The 20,760-nt window shown below is 44.6% G+C and carries 19 protein-coding genes and 1 tRNA gene; 14 read left to right on the top strand and 6 right to left on the bottom strand.

Translation table 11 applies throughout. The features are described from left to right. Positions 1–4 precede the first annotated feature (4 nt). The 3 genes from HMPREF9447_RS13440 to HMPREF9447_RS13430 all read left to right on the top strand — a co-directional run bounded on the left by HMPREF9447_RS13440 (position 5) and on the right by HMPREF9447_RS13430 (position 4,321). Positions 5–1,675, top strand: coding sequence for an RNA-binding domain-containing protein (locus HMPREF9447_RS13440; protein WP_009130290.1), 1,671 nt, complete (start codon positions 5–7; stop codon positions 1,673–1,675). A 178-nt stretch (positions 1,676–1,853) separates the two neighbouring features. Continuing rightward, positions 1,854–3,302, top strand: a complete 1,449-nt coding sequence (locus HMPREF9447_RS13435) for a lipopolysaccharide biosynthesis protein (RefSeq protein WP_009130289.1) — start codon at positions 1,854–1,856, stop codon at positions 3,300–3,302. Then, complete coding sequence (locus HMPREF9447_RS13430) at positions 3,299–4,321, top strand: glycosyltransferase family 2 protein (protein ID WP_009130288.1); 1,023 nt, start codon at positions 3,299–3,301, stop codon at positions 4,319–4,321. Before HMPREF9447_RS13435 ends, HMPREF9447_RS13430 begins: the two co-directional genes overlap by 4 nt. Positions 4,322–4,326: 5 nt before the next feature. On the opposite strand, the gene HMPREF9447_RS13425 is transcribed toward HMPREF9447_RS13430, so the two are convergent. The 5 genes from HMPREF9447_RS13425 to HMPREF9447_RS13405 are packed head-to-tail and all read right to left on the bottom strand — an operon-like array spanning position 4,327 to position 8,360. Further along, on the bottom strand, positions 4,327–4,824 hold the full coding sequence (locus tag HMPREF9447_RS13425; protein WP_009130287.1) for a KdsC family phosphatase: 498 nt from the start codon (positions 4,822–4,824) through the stop codon (positions 4,327–4,329). Between the two features lie 23 nt (positions 4,825–4,847). Then, positions 4,848–5,711 carry a glycosyltransferase gene (locus HMPREF9447_RS13420; protein ID WP_009130286.1) on the bottom strand — a complete coding sequence of 288 codons (864 nt, stop codon included), beginning with the start codon at positions 5,709–5,711 and terminating at the stop codon, positions 4,848–4,850. Further along, complete coding sequence (locus HMPREF9447_RS13415) at positions 5,708–6,751, bottom strand: N-acetylneuraminate synthase family protein (RefSeq protein ID WP_044138083.1); 1,044 nt, start codon at positions 6,749–6,751, stop codon at positions 5,708–5,710. Before HMPREF9447_RS13415 ends, HMPREF9447_RS13420 begins: the two co-directional genes overlap by 4 nt. Before the next feature lie 8 nt (positions 6,752–6,759). Next, on the bottom strand, positions 6,760–7,512 hold the full coding sequence (locus tag HMPREF9447_RS13410; protein ID WP_009130284.1) for a cytidylyltransferase domain-containing protein: 753 nt from the start codon (positions 7,510–7,512) through the stop codon (positions 6,760–6,762). Continuing rightward, positions 7,509–8,360 (bottom strand): hypothetical protein, encoded by an 852-nt coding sequence (locus tag HMPREF9447_RS13405; RefSeq protein WP_009130283.1) that lies wholly within the window; start codon positions 8,358–8,360, stop codon positions 7,509–7,511. Before HMPREF9447_RS13405 ends, HMPREF9447_RS13410 begins: the two co-directional genes overlap by 4 nt. 123 nt (positions 8,361–8,483) lie before the next feature. On the opposite strand from HMPREF9447_RS13405, the gene HMPREF9447_RS13400 reads away from it, so the two are divergent. From HMPREF9447_RS13400 to HMPREF9447_RS13390, 3 genes are read left to right on the top strand one after another with little or no spacing between them, the layout of a single operon-like run. Beyond that, the gene (locus HMPREF9447_RS13400) at positions 8,484–9,761 is read left to right on the top strand and encodes a glycosyltransferase (RefSeq protein ID WP_044138185.1); all 1,278 of its coding nucleotides are present in this window, start codon (positions 8,484–8,486) and stop codon (positions 9,759–9,761) included. Beyond that, positions 9,758–11,023, top strand: a complete 1,266-nt coding sequence (locus HMPREF9447_RS13395; protein WP_009130281.1) for a glycosyltransferase family 4 protein — start codon at positions 9,758–9,760, stop codon at positions 11,021–11,023. The genes HMPREF9447_RS13400 and HMPREF9447_RS13395 overlap by 4 nt, the downstream gene beginning before the upstream one ends. Continuing rightward, entirely contained in the window at positions 11,016–11,762 is a 747-nt protein-coding gene (locus tag HMPREF9447_RS13390; RefSeq protein ID WP_009130280.1) for a glycosyltransferase family 2 protein, read from the top strand. The genes HMPREF9447_RS13395 and HMPREF9447_RS13390 overlap by 8 nt, the downstream gene beginning before the upstream one ends. Before the next feature lie 181 nt (positions 11,763–11,943). Here the strand turns inward: HMPREF9447_RS13390 and HMPREF9447_RS13385 are convergent, their stop codons facing one another. Beyond that, a complete protein-coding gene (locus HMPREF9447_RS13385) occupies positions 11,944–12,642 on the bottom strand; it encodes an SIR2 family NAD-dependent protein deacylase (protein ID WP_009130279.1) in 699 nt (232 codons plus the stop codon). Between the two features lie 190 nt (positions 12,643–12,832). Between HMPREF9447_RS13385 and HMPREF9447_RS13380 the strand changes: the two genes are divergently transcribed. From HMPREF9447_RS13380 to HMPREF9447_RS13345, 8 genes are all read left to right on the top strand, one after another. Further along, positions 12,833–13,429 carry an FKBP-type peptidyl-prolyl cis-trans isomerase gene (locus tag HMPREF9447_RS13380; RefSeq protein ID WP_009130278.1) on the top strand — a complete coding sequence of 199 codons (597 nt, stop codon included), beginning with the start codon at positions 12,833–12,835 and terminating at the stop codon, positions 13,427–13,429. Between the two features lie 21 nt (positions 13,430–13,450). After that, a complete protein-coding gene (locus tag HMPREF9447_RS13375; RefSeq protein WP_009130277.1) occupies positions 13,451–14,317 on the top strand; it encodes an FKBP-type peptidyl-prolyl cis-trans isomerase in 867 nt (288 codons plus the stop codon). A 190-nt stretch (positions 14,318–14,507) separates the two neighbouring features. Then, positions 14,508–14,972 carry an Lrp/AsnC family transcriptional regulator gene (locus HMPREF9447_RS13370; protein ID WP_009130276.1) on the top strand — a complete coding sequence of 155 codons (465 nt, stop codon included), beginning with the start codon at positions 14,508–14,510 and terminating at the stop codon, positions 14,970–14,972. Between the two features lie 10 nt (positions 14,973–14,982). Then, the gene (locus HMPREF9447_RS13365) at positions 14,983–15,294 is read left to right on the top strand and encodes a DUF4491 family protein (protein WP_009130275.1); all 312 of its coding nucleotides are present in this window, start codon (positions 14,983–14,985) and stop codon (positions 15,292–15,294) included. Positions 15,295–15,389: 95 nt separating this feature from the next. Then, positions 15,390–15,463: transfer RNA gene (locus HMPREF9447_RS13360), tRNA-Ile, on the top strand. Positions 15,464–15,631: 168 nt separating this feature from the next. Beyond that, a complete protein-coding gene (locus HMPREF9447_RS13355; RefSeq protein WP_009130274.1) occupies positions 15,632–16,195 on the top strand; it encodes an RNA polymerase sigma-70 factor in 564 nt (187 codons plus the stop codon). 78 nt (positions 16,196–16,273) lie between these two features. Then, on the top strand, positions 16,274–17,245 hold the full coding sequence (locus HMPREF9447_RS13350) for a FecR family protein (protein WP_009130273.1): 972 nt from the start codon (positions 16,274–16,276) through the stop codon (positions 17,243–17,245). Between the two features lie 211 nt (positions 17,246–17,456). Next, positions 17,457–20,738: a TonB-dependent receptor gene (locus tag HMPREF9447_RS13345; protein WP_044138082.1), complete on the top strand. Its 3,282-nt coding sequence runs from the start codon at positions 17,457–17,459 to the stop codon at positions 20,736–20,738. The last annotated feature ends 22 nt before the right edge of the window (positions 20,739–20,760 follow it).

Below are 20,760 nucleotides of genomic sequence, written 5' to 3'. Positions count from 1 at the left end.
CCGAATGACAACTCAAGAACTCATAAAACTTCTGGAAGATTTCATCCATTTGCCAGGAGAAAATGAAGTTGTAGAATTCAAAAAGGCTCAGAATGGATTCGATACACAAAAGTTGGGAGAATACTTCTCTGCACTTAGCAATGAAGCCAATCTTAGTCAGGAAGGATTTGCCTGGTTGTTATTCGGCATTCATGATAAAACTCATGCCATTTTAGGTAGCTCATATAAACCGACACGCCCCTCACTCGATGCCCTGAAAAGAGAAATAGCCGAAGGAACCAACTGTGGTATCACTTTTACGGAAATACATGAAATCATGTATCAGGGGAAAAGAGTTATTATGTTCCAAATTCCGGCAGCCCCCAAAGGAATTCCTACGTCCTATAAAGGACACTATTATGGTCGCGATGGTGAATCATTAGTTGCCTTGAGCCTGCATGAGTTAGAATCTATCCGTAATCAAAGCCAGCAGTCCGATTGGAGTGCCCGGATTGTAAAAGGAGCGACTTTTGACGATTTAGATCCTAAAGCTATTTCCATAGCACGTTCATTATACAGCGCTAAAAACAAAAAGAATGCCACTGAAATAGCAGAATGGGATGATGTCACCTTTCTTAATAAGGCAAAACTGACTATAAAAGGCAAAATAACCAATGCCGCCATTGTCCTATTGGGAAAAGAAGAAAGTGAGGTCCTCATCTCACCGGCAGTAGCCAAGATACGTTGGATACTTAAAGATTCACAAGGAACGGAGCGGGATTATGAGATTAAAAGTTGTCCGTTTATCATCTCCATTGAAGAAATCTACCAGAAAATACGTAATTTGAAATATCGGTATATTAATCCTGAGTTCCGTACGCTATTCCCCGAAGAAGTGGATACATATGAGCCGTACGTCATTCGCGAAGCCATAAATAACGCGATAGCACACCAGGATTATACATTAGGAGGACAAATCAACGTAGTAGAATACGAAGATAGACTTGTATTTACCAATAAAGGAAGTTTTATTCCCCGTGCAATCAGCAATGTATTGAAAGACAATGCGCCGGAAGAAGTTTACCGAAATCCTTTCCTGGCTCGTGCAATGGTAGGACTACAGATGGTGGACACGATAGGAAGCGGCATTAGAAAGATGTTCAACTTCCAAAGGCAACGGCTGTTTCCATTACCCGATTATTTTATTGAAAATGACAGAGTGCAAGTCACCATTATCGGAAAGATTCTGAATATGGAATATGCCAATATATTAGCTAAGAAACAGGATTTGACTTTAGTAGAGGTCGAAGCGCTTAACCGCATACAACTGAATCGTCCGATATCAGATGAAGAGGTATCCCATCTCAGAAAGAAAAAGCTTATTGAGGGGAGAAAGCCGAATCTATTTATTGCAAAACCAGTCGCTCAACAATTGGATCAGAAAACAGTTTATTCCAACAATAAAGGATTTGAAGACAGCTATTATTGTGATTTAATTTTAAAAGCACTGGCTGAACATGAAATACTTACAAGAGAAGAAATAACCAAACTACTTTGGAAAAAGTTGCCTGATATATTGGAGGATAGTCAGAAGCTTATCAAAGTAAAGAATTTATTATCAAAATTACGGTCATGCAATAAAATTGTGAATCAGAGACAAGGAAGTATATCTAACTGGCAATTGAGAAAAGAGTAGATTTAAATGAGAATTATCCGAGATTTAAACGAGAATTATCCGAGATTTATCCAAGACTCAGAAGATAACAATCTAATAATAAACTATATACGAGTTAGTCTTTACGAGCAATTTAAGAGCAATTTATCCGAGATTTAAGCGCAATTAAACAGTATCTTAATCACAAATCAAGCAAGCAATGGCAGGAGCATCACTAAAAGAAAAAACAGCCAAAGGATTATTGTGGGGCGGCATAGGCAATGGCGCTATGCAATTGCTGAACCTCGTCTTTGGAATATTCCTTGCCCGTCTGTTGACCAGCACCGACTACGGTATGGTAGCTGTGTTGACCATCTTCTCAGCCATGGCTGGAGTCTTCTCCGAAAGTGGTTTCATCCTGGCTCTTGTCAACAGGAAAGAGGTAAAGCACGAAGATTATAACGCTGTATTCTGGTTCAACATCAGCATCGGCGCATCACTCTATCTGATACTTTTTATCTGTGCCCCTTTCATCGCCAACTTCTATGATACGCCGGAACTGACACAATTGGCACGCTTCCAATTCCTCAGTTTCTTTATCGGAAGCTTTGGCACTGCACCCACAGCGTACTTCTTCCGTAACCTTATGGTGAAAGAACGCAGTCAGATACAAATAGCTGCCATCATCATCTCGGGAGTCACAGGCGTCACTTGTGCCTATCACGGCTGGGGATATTGGGGAATTGCCCTACAAACAGTCCTGTATGTTAGCATTAATACCATCTTGCTCTGGATATTCTCGCCCTGGCATCCCACGCTTTCATTCAATATGCGCCCGCTGCGGGCATTGTTGCCTTTCAGCAGTAAACTGCTTTTTACTTCACTGTTCACACATATCAACAATAACATCTTCTCCGCCCTGCTGGGATATTTCTATACTATCAAACAGGCGGGTTACTATTCGCAAGGAAGCAAGTGGACCACTATGGGTTACTCCACCATCTTCGGAATGATAAACAGCGTGGGGCAACCCGTATTCAGAGAAGCTTCGGAAGATTTGCAACGCCTGCAAAACATATTCCGCAAACTGATGCGCTTCACCGCTTTCGTCAGCTTCCCCGCCATGCTGGGACTGGGCATCGTTTCACGGGAATTGATAGTTATAACCATCACTGAGAAATGGCTACCTTGCGTACCCGTCATGCAGATATTATGCGTATGGGGAGCTTTCATGCCCATTGCAACTTTATACTCCAATCTGATGAATAGCCTCGGGCGTCCGAATATCTATATGTGGAACACCATCGCACTGGGCATTTTCCAATTGTTATGCGTATGGGGCAGCTATCCATATGGGCTGAATGTCATGCTGATAGTTTATACTGCTGCTAATATCCTCTGGCTACTAGTCTGGCATTATTTTGCCCACAAGCATATCGGGATTTCCCTGTTCAATACATTGAAGGACATTGCTCCCTACCTTATCATTTCCGTAGCTATAATGACTTTCACGTATTGGGTGGCAAGTTTTATAGAGAATATCTATCTTTCCCTGCTGGTAAAGATCACCTTGGCTGCTTCCCTTTACATATTTCTTATGTGGAGCCTGAAGTCCACCGTATTCCGGGAAAGCCTTCAATATCTGTTTAAAAAGAAAACCATAGAATGATGACCCTGCAAAATGTAACCGTAATCATCCCTGCGCACAACCGCCCCGAGCGCCTGCGCAGACTACTCGACTATTATAGCCGCACAGATATAAAAATCCTCGTTCCCGATTCATCCGACCAGCCGTTTGCTGATGCAGAGAAGTACCCGGACATGACGTATCTGCACCGCCCTAAGCTGCATTTTCTGCTGAAATTAAAAGAGGTGCTCCCGATGATTTGCACTCCTTATGTGCTATATTGTGCCGATGATGATTTCACCGTGCCTTCAGCCATTGCCCAGATGGCTTCTTTTCTGGATGCACATCCCGATTATAGCACTGCACAAGGTCATTACCTGACCTTCACACCCCGCAAAAAAAAGATATCTTTTTATCCCCGGTATATCCGCTATTTCGACAAACAGATAACGGGTGAAACTCCCCGGGAAAGACTTTCCCAAGAAAAGAACATGTATGCTTCCCTGCTCTATTCCGTCATCCGGACAGATGTTTTTCAGAGGATGTATGCAGCTTGTTTTAATCCGGACGGCAGTCTGCGTTTTCGCAATCTGTTTCTGGCTGAGGAGTTCTTCAACCATGCAGCACTTATTTTCGGCAAGTATGCCACACTGCCATATTTCTACAGTGCCCGCGAACGTATTGCAGGTTCGGCAACGGAAACCACCGTGCCTGTTTCCGTCATCAAGACATCCCATAAGTATCAATCAGAATATCAAGGTTTCCTCTTGGCGCTGGCCGAATTGCTGGAAGCACAGGAGGGTTGTAAACTTGAAGAGGCCTTTTCCTTTATCTGCAACATCAGCGATATGCCCAGAGATACAGCCGAGATTTCCAGTAAAAGGAAAATCATGGAATTCACACAGAAATATCCCCCATTACGCTGGGTGAATAAGCTGGGCGACTGGAGATATGCCCAGAAAGGACTAAAGGCCGTAGAAGGTATGCAGAGCTACCCCTGCACGTTCTCTACTCCGGAAAAAGAAGAGATTATCCGGGCTATTTCAAATACCAGCTATTAATTGTTTCACATGAATTTCTGAAGCACTGTTTCCAGCATGCTGTTGTCTGCCAGTATCTTCTCTACAAACTCACGGAATGCACCGAAGCCGCCATGAGCTGCCGTCACATAGTTCACTTCGCGCTTCACATAATCGGGTGTATTGCAGGGAGAAGCACTAAAGCCCACAGCACGCAACAGGTGTATATCATTCAGGTCGTCACCGATAAAGGCGACATCTGCCAGAGTGATGCCCATTTCTTCGCAGACCTCTTTCGCTTTCGTCAACTTGTCACCCACGTGCAGGTAGCAACGGGAAATCTTCAATTTGTCGGCACGCTTCTGCACCAATTGGGAATTCTCCCCCGTCATGATAGCTACGGGGATACCCAGCTCACGAAGAAAGATAACACCCCATCCGTCTTTTACGGAGAAACGTTTCATTATATCACCTTCGGCCGAATAATACATTCCGCCATCTGTCCAAACACCGTCGATATCTGTAATAACTAACTTGGGTAACATAAGAGATATTTTTGAGTTATGAATTATTTTCTTTCGCCTAAACGATTGCGCTTGCCATCCCGGTAACCTTCCCAAAGGGCTTTCCACTTAGCAAACTTCTGTTGCTCGTAAAGCAGGACAAAGACAATCCGTTTATAAAGATGATAGTGGAGATGGGCTTTCAGGTTCAGGCAATCGGGGTAAAGTTGGTGAAGAATGATACCATTTCGCACATTATAATAGGTGCGTTGGGGAGGATACTCATTTGGAAACACTTCTTTGCCGAACAAACGGTGTTTCTTTTTCTGATAGCCCAAATCGTGCTGCAACAGGACATTCCTGAAACAATAAGTCGGAATCTGCCTCCTGCGGGCACGCCAGCAGAATTCACAGTCGATGCCCCAGACGAAGAGCTCTTCCATGAAGTTACCCAGCTTTTCGAAGAGTGCCACAGGATAGATGGTGCCGGAAGTCATGGCAGAGGCAACCTCTTCTACACTCTCCGTCACCGGATAGGAGGAAATTTGCTGGGAAACGATGAAGTAATTGGTAGAGAAGATAGCTTCCGCATCTTCACCGTAAGCACGGATGTTTTCCAGATATCGCTGGAAGTCTCCTTCCCGGAAATAACTGTCCTGGTCCAGCGTCAGCAAATGCGTAAAACCATTATCACGGGCATAGGCAACGGCCTGGTTCAGTGCCGCACCAATACCTACATTTCGCCCACATCCCATGTACTCCAAGCGCTCCGGATGACAGACACCGGATAAGGAAAGAGAAGTTGTCTTCTCCCCTTCGGGCGTATTGTCCCATAAAACCAAGGTATCCACCTGCGGCAGATAGCTGTTTATATTGCGGACCAGATTCTCGTCCGGATGATATAGAACAACAACGGCAGCTAATTTCATGATTCTATCAGTGAAGAATAGATGATTTCATTACGCGGAATTTCTTTCAGCACCTTATGCCCTACCACCTTGTCGCGCTCCGCCCACTTGAAACCGTCACCGGGGCTCAGCAGATGGATGTCATTCTCAGTAACGACATCACCGGGATGCAAGGTTTTATTGGTAGCGATGGAGCGTTCAAGCTTCACCTTTGCCGACGCAACAGAAGCGTCGATATACAATTCTTCTTTTCCTAACCAGCGTTCGGCGATGCGGATGTCACGTATCATACGGTTCACTCCGTCGGGACCGAGCGAGCCTTGCTGGTCGGTTCCTTTCATGCGACGGTCGATAGTGACATGCTTCTCTATCATTTCCGCACCCATACCTACGGCAACAATAGGGGCGGCTATACCGATGGTATGATCGGAAAAGCCGATAGTGTACTGACCGTAATGTTGTTTCAGATAGCCGATAGTCCGCAGGTTGAGATTGTCGGGCTGGGTGGGGTATTGGGATACACAGTGCAGGATGGAAATATTAGTATGATAACGGGTAATTACTTCCAGGGCATCATCCAGCTCTTTCCTGCCTGCCATGCCGGTGGACAGGATAATGGGTATCCGTGTTTCCGCCATTACTTCCAGCAACGGCAGATTAGTAAGGTCGCGGCTTGCCACTTTCAGGCGGTCGGGCGTGAAAAGTTTCAGCAGGGAGAGGCAACCTTTTGAACAGAGCGTTTCTACAAAGTCGAGTCCTAAAGACTTGGCGTGCTTATAGACTTCAAAGTGCTCCTCGTCCGTCAGTTCCAGAAAAGCGCGGTGCTCGCCGTAGGTACGCCCGAAGGAATGGGGAGAATCGTAAGGACGATTCATCTGAGAGTCTGTCAGTTCCTCATTCAAATCACGTTTGGTCATTTTCACGGCATCCATCGGACGAAGTTCTATATTGAACACTTCCTCGCGGACAGGGCGGGATACCAAGTCGACAATCAACTTGGCTATATCAACGGAACCGTTATGGTTCTGGCCGATTTCTCCTATTATATATGTACTCATAATCTGTTCTCTTATTTTTCGTTCCGGGCAATGTTCTCCAGCATCTTGGCACGGTATTCGGGATGTGCTTCCACCAGTCGCAAGAGAGCATGAACGCTATGGTCGGTCTTCTCGTTGAAGGTGGCATAAAGTTCCTGCAACAGGGTGAAGTCTTCCATCGTATCGAGCGTGAAGCGAAGGTCGAAGCGACCTTCCAGTTCAGTGGGCAATGGCAAAAGGCGCACATTGAAGGCTTCAGGATGCGTATAGAGATAGATGGTGACATGCTCCACATAGAGTTTCTCTTGGGTAGAGACAGCTGCACGGCGCAAGGCATCCGTGGTAGTCAGTTCAGCATACAATCCCAGATGCGACTTGATGGTAGGGCGTCCGTCGGCAAAACCGTAGGCGATATAATCTGCCGGTGAGAAAGTGTGTTCGGCAAAGAAGGTGTTGAAAGTTTCGGGGCGCAGGAAAGGATTGTCCGAGCAAACACGGATGAAACGGTCGATGCCGAAGACTTCGGCGGCACGGATAAAGCGGTCGAGCACGTTGTCTTCATCACCACGGAAGCTAAGAATACCCGCCCGGTGGGCTACTTCGGCCAGCACATCGTCTTGCGGACGGTTGGTAGTGGCAAGCACGATACATTTGTCCGGACAGGCCTGTTTGATATTGGCTATCAGAATGTCGATAATGCGTTGTTCACCATAGAAGGGGAGCAAAATCTTGTTGTGCAACCGGGTGGAGCCGGTGCGTGCCTGAATAATTATTCCATCTTTCATAATTTCATCCGTTTAAAAGCGTCGATATAAGAGCCGGGGGTGACATTGATTACCTCCTTACCCAGCCGTCGGGCGTAAGCTTCGAGTATGAAATAGGACTTGAAAGCTACGTGCATGTGATAAAGTATGGTGTAGAGCCGCGCGCTGTTCAGGTTTTCCTGTTTCACGGTGTCGGCCTGCGATTTATTCTGGTCGTAGAAGTGCTTCTGATGCATCAGTACTACGTTATCATCGGTTACAGTGATTTCCGGCAGCCAGGAATGGTCGGCACCTGCCAGATAAATCTTCTTGAAAGGTAAGCGAAGCCCCACAGCAATGGAAGGTATCAATACGTTGTGCGGACGGGGAACGCCCCAGCCCCGGCGAAATATCCAGTTGCAGAAGCTTTGGAAACCTTCAATCGGGGTGGTGTTGTAAATATAGAGTTTGATGTGGGGATTGCCAGCCAGAAGCGGTTGCCAGTCTTTGTTCTTCAGGGCGCGGGCGGGAACAAAGAAGTTCATGTCCCACGTGGTTTTCTCGGCCATCGTCTTGAAGAGTTGTATGCGCTTTTCCGGAACAATCCAGAACAACGGGTCTGCAATCAGATAGATTTCGGGGCGAAGGCGCTCGAACATGGGCGAGGTAACACAGAAATTCACTGCCAACAAGGTTTTTCCCTTAATGAAATCTGCCGATTCTTCCACCGTGCGGTTCAGTGAGGGACCGTTAGCCAGTATCAGCAACTCATCCGGATTGCTGAAAGAAGACGGCAAACGTGTGCTCCACTTGGACTGCAACAGGATTTTTACGATGCTGAGGAAGCACTGCCAGAGCTGCTCCAACCATTTCAAGCCTTTTTCTCCCATATGATTATTACTATAGTTATTCCCTTGCAAAGATAGATACTTTAGCCTTTACTGGCTAAAAAAACCGCGAATTTGTGGATAGAAAGCAGTAAAAGCTGTACTTTTGCCAAAACATTCCGCAACATGAGAGTACTTATTATCAATACGTCCGAGAAAACAGGTGGAGCCGCCATTGCCGCCAGACGCCTGATGGAATCGCTCCATACAGCGGGAACAGAGGTGAAAATGCTCGTTCTGCACAAAGAAAGCCAGTCGAAATTAGTGATTCCGGTGGGCAAGAACTGGCAAAAGAAATGTACCTTCCTCTTCGAAAGACTGGTTATCTGGACGAACAACCTTTTCAGCCGGAAAAACCTTTTCACCGTATCCATTGCCAACACCGGCTTCAACGTAACCCGCCTACCAGCGTTCCGCGAAGCCGACATCATACATCTTCACTGGATTAACCAGGGAATGCTCTCCATCCGCAACATACAGGAAATCCTCGAATCGGGCAAACCGGTCGTCTGGACCATGCACGACATGTGGGAGTGCACAGCCATCTGCCACCACGCCCACACCTGCACGCTTTTCAAAAGTGAATGCCGGAACTGCCGCTTCCTGCGCTTCCCCGGCCGGAACGACCTGGCACACCGGGTATTCAAGAAGAAACAGAAACTCTTCGCCCATGCCGACCAACTGAATATCGTTGCCGTCAGCACATGGCTCTCCTCGCAAGTCCGCCAAAGCACCTTACTCCAGGAAAAAACTGTTTCCGTCATCCCCAATACCCTTTCCCCCGCCGACTTCCGGATGTTGGACAAAGCATCGTCCCGAAAAGAGCTGGACTTGCCCGCCGACAAGCACATCATCCTTTTCGGTGCCGCCCGCATCGACGACCCCATCAAAGGAGTGGAATACCTGCTGCAAGCACTCCGCCTGCTGATTAAAAAGAATCACTTCCGGGAGGAAGAACTTCATCTCGCCCTGTTCGGAAGAATCAAGCATCCGGAAAAACTGTTTGCCGCCATCCCCGTCAGCTATACTTATTTCGGAAGAATCGGCGACACCGGTAAACTCTCACAGCTATACTCCGCCGCAGACGTCACCGTCTCCGCTTCCTTCTACGAGACATTCGGGCAGACTCTCATCGAAGCACAAGCCTGCGGTTGCATCCCCGTATCTTTCGGCAACAGCGGACAGGCAGACATCATCCGGCACAAGGAAAACGGTTTCCTCGCCGACTATCTCTCTGCCGACAGCCTGGCAGAAGGCATCCGGTGGGGAGTGACCGAAGCTCAAACCTCTCTATCGAAGGAAACTATGCGAAGCCGGGTCTTTGAACAATATTCCAGTGAAGTCGTTGCAAAGGAATATCTCACTCTCTATCAAAATCTAAAAAAGAAAAAGGTGATACAATGAGAATACTACTTATCAATACCACAGAGAAGATAGGCGGGCCAGCCGTAGCCGCCAGTCGCCTCATGGAAGCCCTTAAGAATAGCGGCATCAAGGCCAAGCTGCTGGTGCGCGACAAACAAACCGAACAGATCACCGTCGTAGAACTGAACCACAACCTGCGCATGGTGTGGAAATTCGTATGGGAACGGATTGTTATCTGGAAAGCCAACCACTTCAATAAAAGGCATCTCTTCGCCGTAGACATAGCCAATACCGGCACGGATATCACCACCCTGCCGGAGTTTCAGCAAGCGGACATCATACACCTTCACTGGATAAACCAGGGGATGCTTTCCCTAAAGAACATCGAGAAGATTCTTGCCTCGGGCAAGCCCGTGGTATGGACCCTGCATGACATGTGGCCCTGCACCGGCATCTGCCACTACTCCGGCGGCTGCACGCACTACGAACAAGAATGCCACCATTGCCCCTTCATCCACGGCGGAAGCCGGAAACGAGACCTCTCCCACCGCATCTTCCTCAAAAAGCAAAAGTTGTATGAAGGGCGCCACATTAACTTCGTAGCCTGTAGCCACTGGCTGGAAGAGCGCGTTCAGAAGAGCGCCCTGTTCAGCGGGCACAGCATCACGAGTATTCCCAATCCTATCAATACCAACCTCTTCAAGCCGCACAACCAGAAGGAAGCCCGCAACAAATGCATGCTTCCGCAAGACAGTAAACTCATCTTGTTCGGCTCGGCAAAGATTACGGATGAGCGGAAAGGCATCGACTACATGATTAAGGCCTGTAAACTGCTGGCAGAGAAGCATCCGGAACTGAAAGACCAACTGGGCGTTGTCGTCTTCGGCAACCAGTCCGAGCAATTGGAACACATGTTGCCTTTCAAGGTATATCCGCTCAACTTCATCCACAACGAGCATCAACTGGTGGACATCTACAACGCTGTAGACCTCTTCGTTACCCCGGCATTGGAAGAAAATCTGCCGAACACCATCATAGAGTCCATGTCGTGCGGCACCCCCTGCGTAGGCTTCAACGTGGGCGGCATACCGGAGATGATAGACCATCTGCACAACGGATATGTGGCGCAATACAAGTCGGCCGAGGATTTCGCCAACGGTATCTACTGGATACTGACCGAACCGGAATACGACACCCTCGCCGAACAAGCCGTCCGGAAAGCCGTCAGCAACTATTCCGAAAGAGCCATCGCCAAGAGATACATCGACGTTTATAACAAAATAACCGGAAGACATGCATAACCGTCCCACCCCGAAGTTCAGCATCATCACCGTGACTTACAATGCCGAGGCCGTATTGGAAGACACGATACAGAGTGTCATCTCACAAACCTACCATCATGTGGAGTACATCATCGTAGACGGTGCATCCCGGGACCGCACCCTCGCCATTGCCGAAAAGTACCGCGACCGCATCACCCGGATTGTCAGCGAACCGGACAAGGGACTGTACGACGCCATGAACAAGGGCATCAATCTGGCTACGGGCGACTACCTCTGTTTCCTCAACGCCGGCGACAGCTTCCACGAAGACGACACGCTGCAACAGTTGGTGCATACCCTGGGGATTGGCGAACTGCCGGACGTCATTTACGGTGAGACCGCCCTGGTTGACAAAGAAGGGCACTTCCTGCGCATGCGCCGCCTCTCCGCCCCCGAAGTGCTGACGTGGAAAAGCTTCAAGCAAGGTATGCTCGTCTGCCACCAAGCATTTTTCGCCAAACGTAGTCTGGCTATGCCCTACGATATGCGCTACCGTTTCTCCGCCGACTTCGACTGGTGCATCCGCATCATGAAAAAAGCGCGGACGCTGCACAACACGCATCTCACACTTATCGATTATCTGGAAGAAGGCATGACCACACAGAACCAAAAAGCATCCCTGCGGGAACGCTTCCGCATCATGGCGCAGCACTACGGATTGATAAGTACCGTGGCACACCATGCATGGTTCGTGGTGCGGGTAGTGCTGAAGAAGTAAGTTGCGGAAGGCAAAGTAATCCCATCTTTTTCACCTACTAACAAACGAATTCTTGCCATAGGCTTGGCAAAACTTTGCCACCGCGATGGCAAGACTTTGCCATGCCTATGGCAAAAGTTTGCCAATGCAGTGGCAAAAGATGGCAAAAATATCTGTCTGTAGATTACTATAGTACTGGCAGTTAGCCCAGAATCTCTTTCTTTAGCTCTTTCACCCCTTCCGAAGCTCCTTTTTGAATCACATGTATCCGCCTCATCGAATGGGTATCCACAGGTTTCGGGTCAATCAGATAGACTTCCGCCGCGCGGGGCACATAGTTCAGCAGGCCTGCGGCCGGATATACATTCATCGAAGTACCTATAATCACAAAGATGTCCGCTTTCTCCACATAGTTGATAGCTGTCTCTATCTCCGGTACAGCTTCACCAAACCAGACGATGAACGGACGCAACTGACTGCCGTCGCCCGCCTTGTCGCCCATCTTCACTTCATACTCTTCCGGCTTCAACTCCCTGACGTAACGGGGATTATAAGGGTCACGGCTCGAACAAACCTTCGTCAGTTCGCCGTGCAGATGGATGACGTGCGTGCTTCCGGCACGCTCGTGCAGGTTATCCACATTCTGCGTGACCACCGTCACATGAAAGTCCTTCTCCAGTTCGGCAAGGCCAACATGACCTTCGTTCGGCTTCACATCGAGCAACTGCTTGCGGCGCTCATTGTAGAAGTTAATCACCAGCTCCGGGTCGCGCACATATCCCTCGGCGCTGGCCACCTGCATCACCGGATATTTGTCCCACAATCCGCCAGCATCACGAAATGTACTGATGCCACTCTCGGCGCTCATCCCGGCACCGGACAAAATAACCAAGTTCTTCATACCAAATCTCCTTCTTATTATTACGGTTAGTTTCTTACAAAAATACGGAAGATTGCCGAAGTTGCCACAGATATAAGAAAATTTAAATCTTAAAAGCGCAAATCATTCGAATAAAACACTTACTTTTGCAACTTGTAATTTTGCAACTGATTGAAAGATAAATCACTTTCAGTCTCAACCCAATAGATATATGGATAAATTTAGCTACGCTATCGGCCTCGGAATAGGTCAGAATTTATTAAGCATGGGTGCTAAAGGCATCGAAGTAGATGACTTTGCACAAGCTATCAAAGATGTATTAGAAGGAAACAAAACCGCTATTGCGCACGCAGAAGCCCGCGACATAGTGAACAAATACTTCGCCGAACTGGAAGATAAAATGAATGCCGCCGCCGTTGAACAAGGCAAGTCTTTTCTGGAAGAAAACAAAAAACGCCCGGGCGTGGTTACCCTGCCCAGCGGCCTGCAATACGAAGTCATCAACGAAGGCAACGTAGGAAAGTATGCAACAGCCACCGACCAAGTGAAATGTCACTACGAAGGTACGCTGATTGACGGAACCCTGTTCGACAGCTCCATCAAGCGTGGACAACCTGCCGTATTCGGTGTGAACCAGGTAATCCCCGGCTGGGTAGAAGCCTTGCAACTGATGCCCGAAGGCGCCAAGTGGAAACTCTACATTCCTTCCGACCTGGCATACGGCGCACAAGGCGCAGGCGAAATGATTCCGCCCCACAGCACATTGGTATTCGATGTGGAATTGCTCGAAATATTATCCCAAAAATAAAAATAAACAGTAAAAAGCAAAATGAAAAAAGTAACATTAATCATGGCTCTCGCAGTAGGCGCAGGTTTAGCTTCCTGTACTGCACAAAGCCCGAAAGCGAATCTGAAAACAGACGTTGACTCATTATCTTACGCCATCGGTATGGCTCGTACTGAAGGTTTGACTCAGTATCTGATGCAACAAGGCGTTGACACCCTGCAGATGGCAGATTTCATCAAAGGTTTCAACGAAGGTGCTTCTAAAACCAGCAAGAAAGACGTTGCTTACCTGACTGGTATACAAATCGGCCAGATGGTAGGCAAACAATGGGTAGAAGGCTTCAACCAACAAATCTTCGGTAACGACTCTACTCAAAGCATCAGCCGCGAAAACATGTTAGCAGGTTTCATCGCAGGTGTTACGGGTAAGACCAACGTTATGAGCAAAGAAGCTGCCACTACTTACATGCGTGAAGGCATGAATGCCGTTCAAGAGAAAGCATTGGCCGTTAAATACGCTGATAACAAAGCTGCCGGTGAGAAGTTCCTCGCTGACAACAAGACTAAAGAAGGTGTTGTAACCACTCCGAGCGGTCTGCAATACAAAATCATCACCAAAGGAAACGGTGAAATCCCTGCTGATACCAGCAAGGTGAAAGTAAACTACAAAGGTACTACCATTGAAGGTGTTGAATTCGACAGCTCTTTCAAACGTAACGAACCGGCTACTTTCCGTGCCAACCAGGTAATCAAAGGTTGGACAGAAGCCCTCACTATGATGCCTGTAGGTTCTAAGTGGGAACTTTATATTCCTCAGGAACTGGCTTACGGTGGCAAAGAAACAGGCGGTCAAATCCAACCGTTCTCAACTTTGATATTCGAAGTAGAGCTCCTCGGTATCGAGAAATAATTATCGGCTGAAGATTCACCTTCAACCGCATGGACTTGGCGGACGAACAGATGTAAACAAAAACATCTGCTTCGCCCGCTTCTTTTTTACTTATTCCTTATTTTTTCCTCCTTTTATATAGAGAAATTAAAATAAAGTCCTATATTTGCTTACTATTTGATAAAAACAAGAACTTACACTAATTGATATTATGGAAAAAATAGACAATCTTGACCGGCAAATTCTGGAGATAATCTCCCAGAATGCCCGCATTCCTTTCAAAGATGTAGCTGCTGAGTGTGGCGTATCACGTGCTGCCATTCATCAACGTGTGCAACGTTTGATTGATTTAGGCGTAATTGTCGGTTCCGGTTATCATGTGAACCCAAAATCTCTGGGCTACAGAACCTGCACGTACGTGGGTATCAAGTTAGAGAAAGGTTCCATGTACAAATCAGTGGTTGCCGAAATGGAAAAAGTACCAGAAATTGTGGAATGCCACTTCACTACAGGCCCTTACACGATGCTGACGAAAGTATATGCACGTGACAACGAGCACCTGATGGACTTGCTGAACAACAAGATGCAGGAGATTCCGGGTGTAACCGCTACTGAAACGTTGATTTCACTGGAACAAAGCATCAAGAAGGAAATTCCTATTTGTCCGGAGAAATAACAGATAATTTATGGAGCTTTTAAACGAATATCATCTTTCGGGTTTATTCATCGGCATTTGTACATTTCTCATCATCGGGTTGTTTCATCCCGTTGTAGTGAAGGCCGAGTACTATTGGGGTACCAAATGCTGGTGGATTTTTCTTTTGCTGGGCATCGGTGGCGTTGCAGCTTCGCTTTGCGTAGAGAATATCTTGGTAGCTTCCCTCTTAGGAGTATTTGCTTTTTCTTCGTTCTGGACCATCAAAGAGGTTTTCGAACAGGAGGACCGCGTAAAAAAAGGATGGTTCCCGAAGAACCCCAAACGCACGTATAAGTTCTAAAAATAAAGGAACGAACAGTATATTTTGCTCGAAAGGTTTGCTTATTTCAACAGAATATACTATTTTTGTGCCCGCTATCCGATGAGGATAACACCGGACTTGTAGCTCAGTTGGTTAGAGCAACAGACTCATAATCTGGAGGTCCCTGGTTCAAGCCCAGGCTGGTCCACAAACTAAGAGGCTCATTCCTAAAGGAATAGAGCCTCTTAGTTTGTATCCCCAATTTATTCATGTTCCACTTTACTCTTAAAAATGTGATGATAGAAAAACTTCATTTTATGACTTGCTTATCATTCTAAACTTATTATATTTGCCCCATAATCTAAAAAAACGTTAGGTGATACTAGAAAAGCAACATATTGATTTTGAACAGATTTATCTTTCTTATTTTTCAAAGATGAAACGTTTTGCCCAAGAATATGTCTTGTCGGATGAAGATGCGGAGAATATAGTGCAAGATGTTTTCCTCGATTTCTGGGAGAAAAAAGAACTATTGCCATTACCTATCAATATCCTGGCCTATTTATTTACTTCTATAAAAAACCGATGCATCGACTTTCTCCGACATAAAATAGTGCAAAAAGAAGTCGAGGATAAAATGCAGGAAGAGTATAGATTGACCCTACAAATGAAATATTATTCTTTAGGAGAATTAGATGAAGGGATTTTTGAAAAAGATGATGTAGAACAATTGCTTTCTAAAGTAATGAATTCACTCCCTGAAAGATGTAGGGAGATATTCCTGAAAAGTAAGCTGGAAGGCAAAAAACAAAAAGAAATAGCAGAAGAGATGAATATTTCAATTAATACAGTTGAAACTCAGATGGGGATTGCTTATAAGAAACTACGAAATGAATTAAAAGACTACTTCCCTCTCTTTATCTTCCTGTATTATTTGTAACTGGAATAAAAAAAATGATTTTCTTTTAGCGGATTCTTTTTCTACATCCGTCTATACTATGAATTAAGTCATAAAAAGATGGATGAACGTATACTAAAATATTTCCAAAACGGCCTGGAAGCCAATGAGAGGTTATTACTTCTTCGTGAGATAGAAAAAAACGAGGAATTGAAAAAACAGTTTGCCGAGTATCAGAATATGCAGGCATTACTGAATTTATCTTCGCATGCAGAAGATAAAGAAGAAGGGAAAACAGGCTATCAGCATTTCCTGAAACGGATAAGAAGCAAAAAGATGCACATTTGGTTAGTGAAAACTATGAAATATGCAGCAGCAATACTCATTTTAATGATAGGCACATATCAGTTATCCGTTTGGCACATGTCACATCAGCTACAAGATGATCTCCAAGCGCAAACCAATACTTTATATGTACCGGCGGGGCAACGTGCTTGCATAACTCTACAAGATGGTACTATTGTTTGGCTAAATGCACAGTCCACCTTGATTTATCCCTCGCATTTTTATGGAAAAGAGAGAACTGTTTCCATTACAGGTGAAGCTTTCTTTGAAGTATCCAAAGATAAAGAAAAACCTTTCATTGTGACTGCTCAAGATGCGAAAATACGAGTATTAGGAACAAAGTTCAACGTGTACAGCTATCCAGATACCAAACAAATAAAAACAAGTCTGATTGAAGGTGCCGTCCAAGTATTCTACAAAAGCAACCAAGTGATATTAAGACCTAATGAAGAAAGCATTGCACAAGATGGAAAGTTGACAGTCAGCAATATAAAAAATCCTGATATGTTATTGTGGCGAAACGGCATTTACAGTTTTAACAATGAGCGCTTGGCCGAAATTGTTCGCAAGTTGGAATTATATTATGATGTCACAATCAATATCGCAAATCCCAAATTACAAGATATTTGCTATACATGTAAGTTCCGTCAAAGGGATGGAATAGAAAAAATACTATATACCATTCAGAAAATACATCATTTTAAGATTGAAATTAATAAAGAGAAGAACGTGATCACCTTGAAATAATACAATTGTTTAACCTTTAATACATTATCCATATGAAGACATAGAATTATATTAAAAAAGGCGACAAGTGCACCACCACCTGTCGCCCGGAGAAAGTAAACACCAGAAAACATTTTTTAGTATTCACTCTAAATACAAAGATATGAAAATAAATCCTTTGTTATCACTCTTTATTGTCCAAAATCAAAGCTTTAAAGATTATTTTAGAATTATGAGAATCTCTTTATTCTTGCTATTCGCCTGTGCATTCCAGTTACTGGCAGTAAATACGGAAGCACAAAATTCAATCATTTCCTTTCCTTCTAATTCTATATCTGTAGGTCAGTTAATAGAAGAAATAGAAAAGCAGACGGATTATTTAGTTGTATATAGCAATCGCGAAATAGATACCAATCGTCAGGTTACTATACAAAACAAATCTGCTAAGGTATCTTCATATTTGAAAGAAACGTTGGCAGAAGTAGGAATTGGCTATAAATTCGAAAACGATTATATTATTTTATCGAAGAATAATAGCCTGTTGGACCGGATGCAACAACAGGAAAAAGTAACAGGAATAGTGACTGACGTAAAAGGAGAACCCGTTATAGGCGCAAATGTCAGTGTAGTAGGTAAATCAATAGGTACGATTACAGATATAGATGGCAAATTTGCCATTCAGGCTTCACAAGGAAACACTCTTCAGATTTCATTTATCGGTTATAAAGCTCAAACCACAAAAGTCACCGGTAAGCATATTGCCATTGTTCTGCAAGAAGATATGGAAATGCTTGACGAAGTGGTTGTAATCGGCTATGGAACCGTGAAGAAATCAGATCTGACAGGTTCGGTATCCTCCATTTCACAAAAGAATATAAAGGACCAACCGATGACACGGCTGGATCAAGCTTTAAGCGGAAGAATCCCCGGTGTTGTTGTCATAACAAATTCCGGTGCACCGGAGCAGAGTACCCAAATCCGTATACGCGGTGCAAACTCTATTTATGGCGGAAACTCCCCACTTTATATTGTGGATGGAGTACCTAACACAGACTTATTCAACAATCTGGCTCCAAATGATATACAATCAATAGAAGTCTTGAAAGATGCTTCGGCAACTGCTATTTATGGTTCTCGCGGTGCAAACGGAGTAATATTAGTTACTACCAAAAGAGGAGCTGAAGGCAAGACAAATATCCATCTGGAAACGGAACAATCAATATCCACTATTGCTAAAAAGCTGGATTTATTAAGTGCAAGCGAGTATGCCGAATTTTACAATGAATATCGTCGGGAAAAAGGAGCAACTCAAGACTTCTTTTCTCAGGATGAAATCACCCAGTGGAAAAAGAATGGTGGTACGGATTGGCAGGATTTAATGTTTAGAACAGCTCATACTCAGAATTATAAGCTATCCATCTCAGGAGGTATTCCGAAGCTCCAATATTTAGTATCTATGAATATGATGGACATAGAAGGTATTTTGAAGGAATCGAAAAGTCAGAAATTCAGTTTAAGGTCCAACATAACTGCCGATGTCACTAATTGGTTGAAGATGAACTTAGATGTGAATGCTGTGAGACGAAAAACAAATAAAAACGGTCCGCGTGGTGGGGTTGGAACCATTATAGCAGATGCAATTACCTATAGCCCTACTTTAAAATTGAAAGATGAAGAAGGAAACTGGCTGAGAGATAATATCAACTCAACCAAAGATAATCCTTATGGTCGATTAACTCAGGACTTGGATGAAAGTTACACCAATTACCTGGCTGCAAATCTACAGTTTATGGTGCAACTACCTGTTAAAGGGTTGAGTTTGAATTTCCAGGGTGCTGCTCATTACAAAGATTACAAAAATCGTTGGATGAAATCCAATGCAAATGATTTACGGGCTCAGAACAATTCTGCAAACAATAATCAGAATGACAGTTTTGACTGGTATAATGTAAATCAAATAAACTATGTGAGAGAATGGAAAGACCATAAGTTGAATCTTATGGGAGCAATGGAGGTATCACAATCAACAACTACAGGATTGTCGAATGAAGTCGCTAACCTAAGAACAGAATCCGTTGATTTTTGGAACTTGAGTTTAGGAGATATGAATCTGTTCAGCAATTCATTCTCACGTTCTTCATTGGTTTCATTTATGGGACGCGCTATGTATCAGTTCAAGGATAGATATCTGCTTACTGCAACCATCAGACGGGATGGCTCTTCCAAATTCCAAGGTAAGAATAAATGGGGGAATTTTCCATCAGTTGCCGTTGCTTGGAGAATGTCAGAAGAATCTTTTATAAAGAATCTCAATATCTTCGATGTCCTGAAACTGAGAATGAGCTGGGGTAATACCGGTAACCAAGCTATTGGTGCTTATTCTACTTTAGGACTTTTAGCCGAATCAAAGTATGGCTGGGGAGGCACAAGTGATTATCCCGGATACGGAGTTTCCGGACCTGCCACTCCCAATCTGACATGGGAAAAAACTACTCAATATGATTTAGGTTTAGATATGGCATTTGCAAATAACAGAATTCTGGCAAATATCGACGTATATCAAAAGAATACGACTGGCTTATTGCTAAAGAAACCTATACCTTACTATGATGGCGGAGGAACCACTTGGGTAAATCTTGGTGAAGTGAAAAACAGAGGTCTTGAGTTCTCCTTAACCGGAATCCCCATTCAAAGCAAGAATTTAGTATGGGAAAGTACATTCAATGTATCCTACTCAAAGAATGAAGTCGTCAGCTTAGGAGATGAAACGAGGTTACATCCGGGAACAAAATTAGACCAAGCTTCTCTCAATACGGCCGTACTGCAAGTAGGAAAACCGTTAGGTAGCATCTACGGGTATATTTGGGAAGGTTTATGGCGCACTGACGAGGCTGAAGAAGCAGCTAAATGGGGACAAAAGCCTGGAGATAATAAATTTAAAGAGAAGAACGTGAATTACAAATTGGAATCTGATGATGCAGATATTATCGGGCAGGCATTTCCTGATGTAATATTAGGATGGAGCAATACTATCAAATGGAAGAATTTAGATTTCAACTTATTCTTTCAGGGTTCACTGGGAGCTGACCGTTTGAATTTATCACGCTATCTCACCAATGAATGTGTCAGTGATTCACGTTTTATCACCTCTAAAGAAGGTTATTATAACAGATGGACCCCCGAAAACCAAAATACAAAGATACCGAATCCGTTTAGTTCAACAATCAATTCCAGATTTGAGACTGCTCAATATCTCGAAAAGGCCGATTATTTAAGATTAAAGAATGTAAGCATTGCATATACAATTCCCAGAGCAAAAACAAAATTTGCAGATGTCAGAATCTCTCTGAGTGCTCAAAACTTGTTTACGATCACTTCTTATACAGGATATGATCCGGAAGGAACTATGGATATCACAAGCAATGGCGGCAATAGCGACATTAATGCAGGCGTTGATGGCGGTTCATACCCATTGCCAAGAACATTTACTTTGGGGCTTGGATTCTCATTTTAGTTTAACCAATAAAATAGATGTA

This window comes from Bacteroides oleiciplenus YIT 12058 (assembly GCF_000315485.1).
GTDB classification, from domain to species: domain Bacteria; phylum Bacteroidota; class Bacteroidia; order Bacteroidales; family Bacteroidaceae; genus Bacteroides; species Bacteroides oleiciplenus.
The sequence above is the reverse complement of the archived record's forward strand: the minus strand, read 5'-3'. Positions and strand labels throughout refer to the sequence as shown.

Excerpts from the sequence above, each read along its gene's own strand:
- HMPREF9447_RS13380 (WP_009130278.1), top strand. The coding sequence starts at position 12,833 with ATGGATAAATTTAGCTACGCTATCGGCCTCGGAATAGGTCAGAATTTA.
- HMPREF9447_RS13375 (WP_009130277.1), top strand. The coding sequence starts at position 13,451 with ATGAAAAAAGTAACATTAATCATGGCTCTCGCAGTAGGCGCAGGTTTA.
- HMPREF9447_RS13400 (WP_044138185.1), top strand. The coding sequence starts at position 8,484 with ATGAGAGTACTTATTATCAATACGTCCGAGAAAACAGGTGGAGCCGCC.
- HMPREF9447_RS13390 (WP_009130280.1), top strand. The coding sequence starts at position 11,016 with ATGCATAACCGTCCCACCCCGAAGTTCAGCATCATCACCGTGACTTAC.
- HMPREF9447_RS13420 (WP_009130286.1), bottom strand. The coding sequence starts at position 5,711 with ATGAAATTAGCTGCCGTTGTTGTTCTATATCATCCGGACGAGAATCTG.
- HMPREF9447_RS13425 (WP_009130287.1), bottom strand. The coding sequence starts at position 4,824 with ATGTTACCCAAGTTAGTTATTACAGATATCGACGGTGTTTGGACAGAT.
- HMPREF9447_RS13350 (WP_009130273.1), top strand. The coding sequence starts at position 16,274 with ATGGATGAACGTATACTAAAATATTTCCAAAACGGCCTGGAAGCCAAT.
- HMPREF9447_RS13435 (WP_009130289.1), top strand. The coding sequence starts at position 1,854 with ATGGCAGGAGCATCACTAAAAGAAAAAACAGCCAAAGGATTATTGTGG.
- HMPREF9447_RS13410 (WP_009130284.1), bottom strand. The coding sequence starts at position 7,512 with ATGAAAGATGGAATAATTATTCAGGCACGCACCGGCTCCACCCGGTTG.
- HMPREF9447_RS13430 (WP_009130288.1), top strand. The coding sequence starts at position 3,299 with ATGATGACCCTGCAAAATGTAACCGTAATCATCCCTGCGCACAACCGC.
- HMPREF9447_RS13345 (WP_044138082.1), top strand. The coding sequence starts at position 17,457 with ATGAGAATCTCTTTATTCTTGCTATTCGCCTGTGCATTCCAGTTACTG.
- HMPREF9447_RS13440 (WP_009130290.1), top strand. The coding sequence starts at position 5 with ATGACAACTCAAGAACTCATAAAACTTCTGGAAGATTTCATCCATTTG.
- HMPREF9447_RS13395 (WP_009130281.1), top strand. The coding sequence starts at position 9,758 with ATGAGAATACTACTTATCAATACCACAGAGAAGATAGGCGGGCCAGCC.
- HMPREF9447_RS13365 (WP_009130275.1), top strand. The coding sequence starts at position 14,983 with ATGGAGCTTTTAAACGAATATCATCTTTCGGGTTTATTCATCGGCATT.
- HMPREF9447_RS13370 (WP_009130276.1), top strand. The coding sequence starts at position 14,508 with ATGGAAAAAATAGACAATCTTGACCGGCAAATTCTGGAGATAATCTCC.
- HMPREF9447_RS13385 (WP_009130279.1), bottom strand. The coding sequence starts at position 12,642 with ATGAAGAACTTGGTTATTTTGTCCGGTGCCGGGATGAGCGCCGAGAGT.
- HMPREF9447_RS13405 (WP_009130283.1), bottom strand. The coding sequence starts at position 8,360 with ATGGGAGAAAAAGGCTTGAAATGGTTGGAGCAGCTCTGGCAGTGCTTC.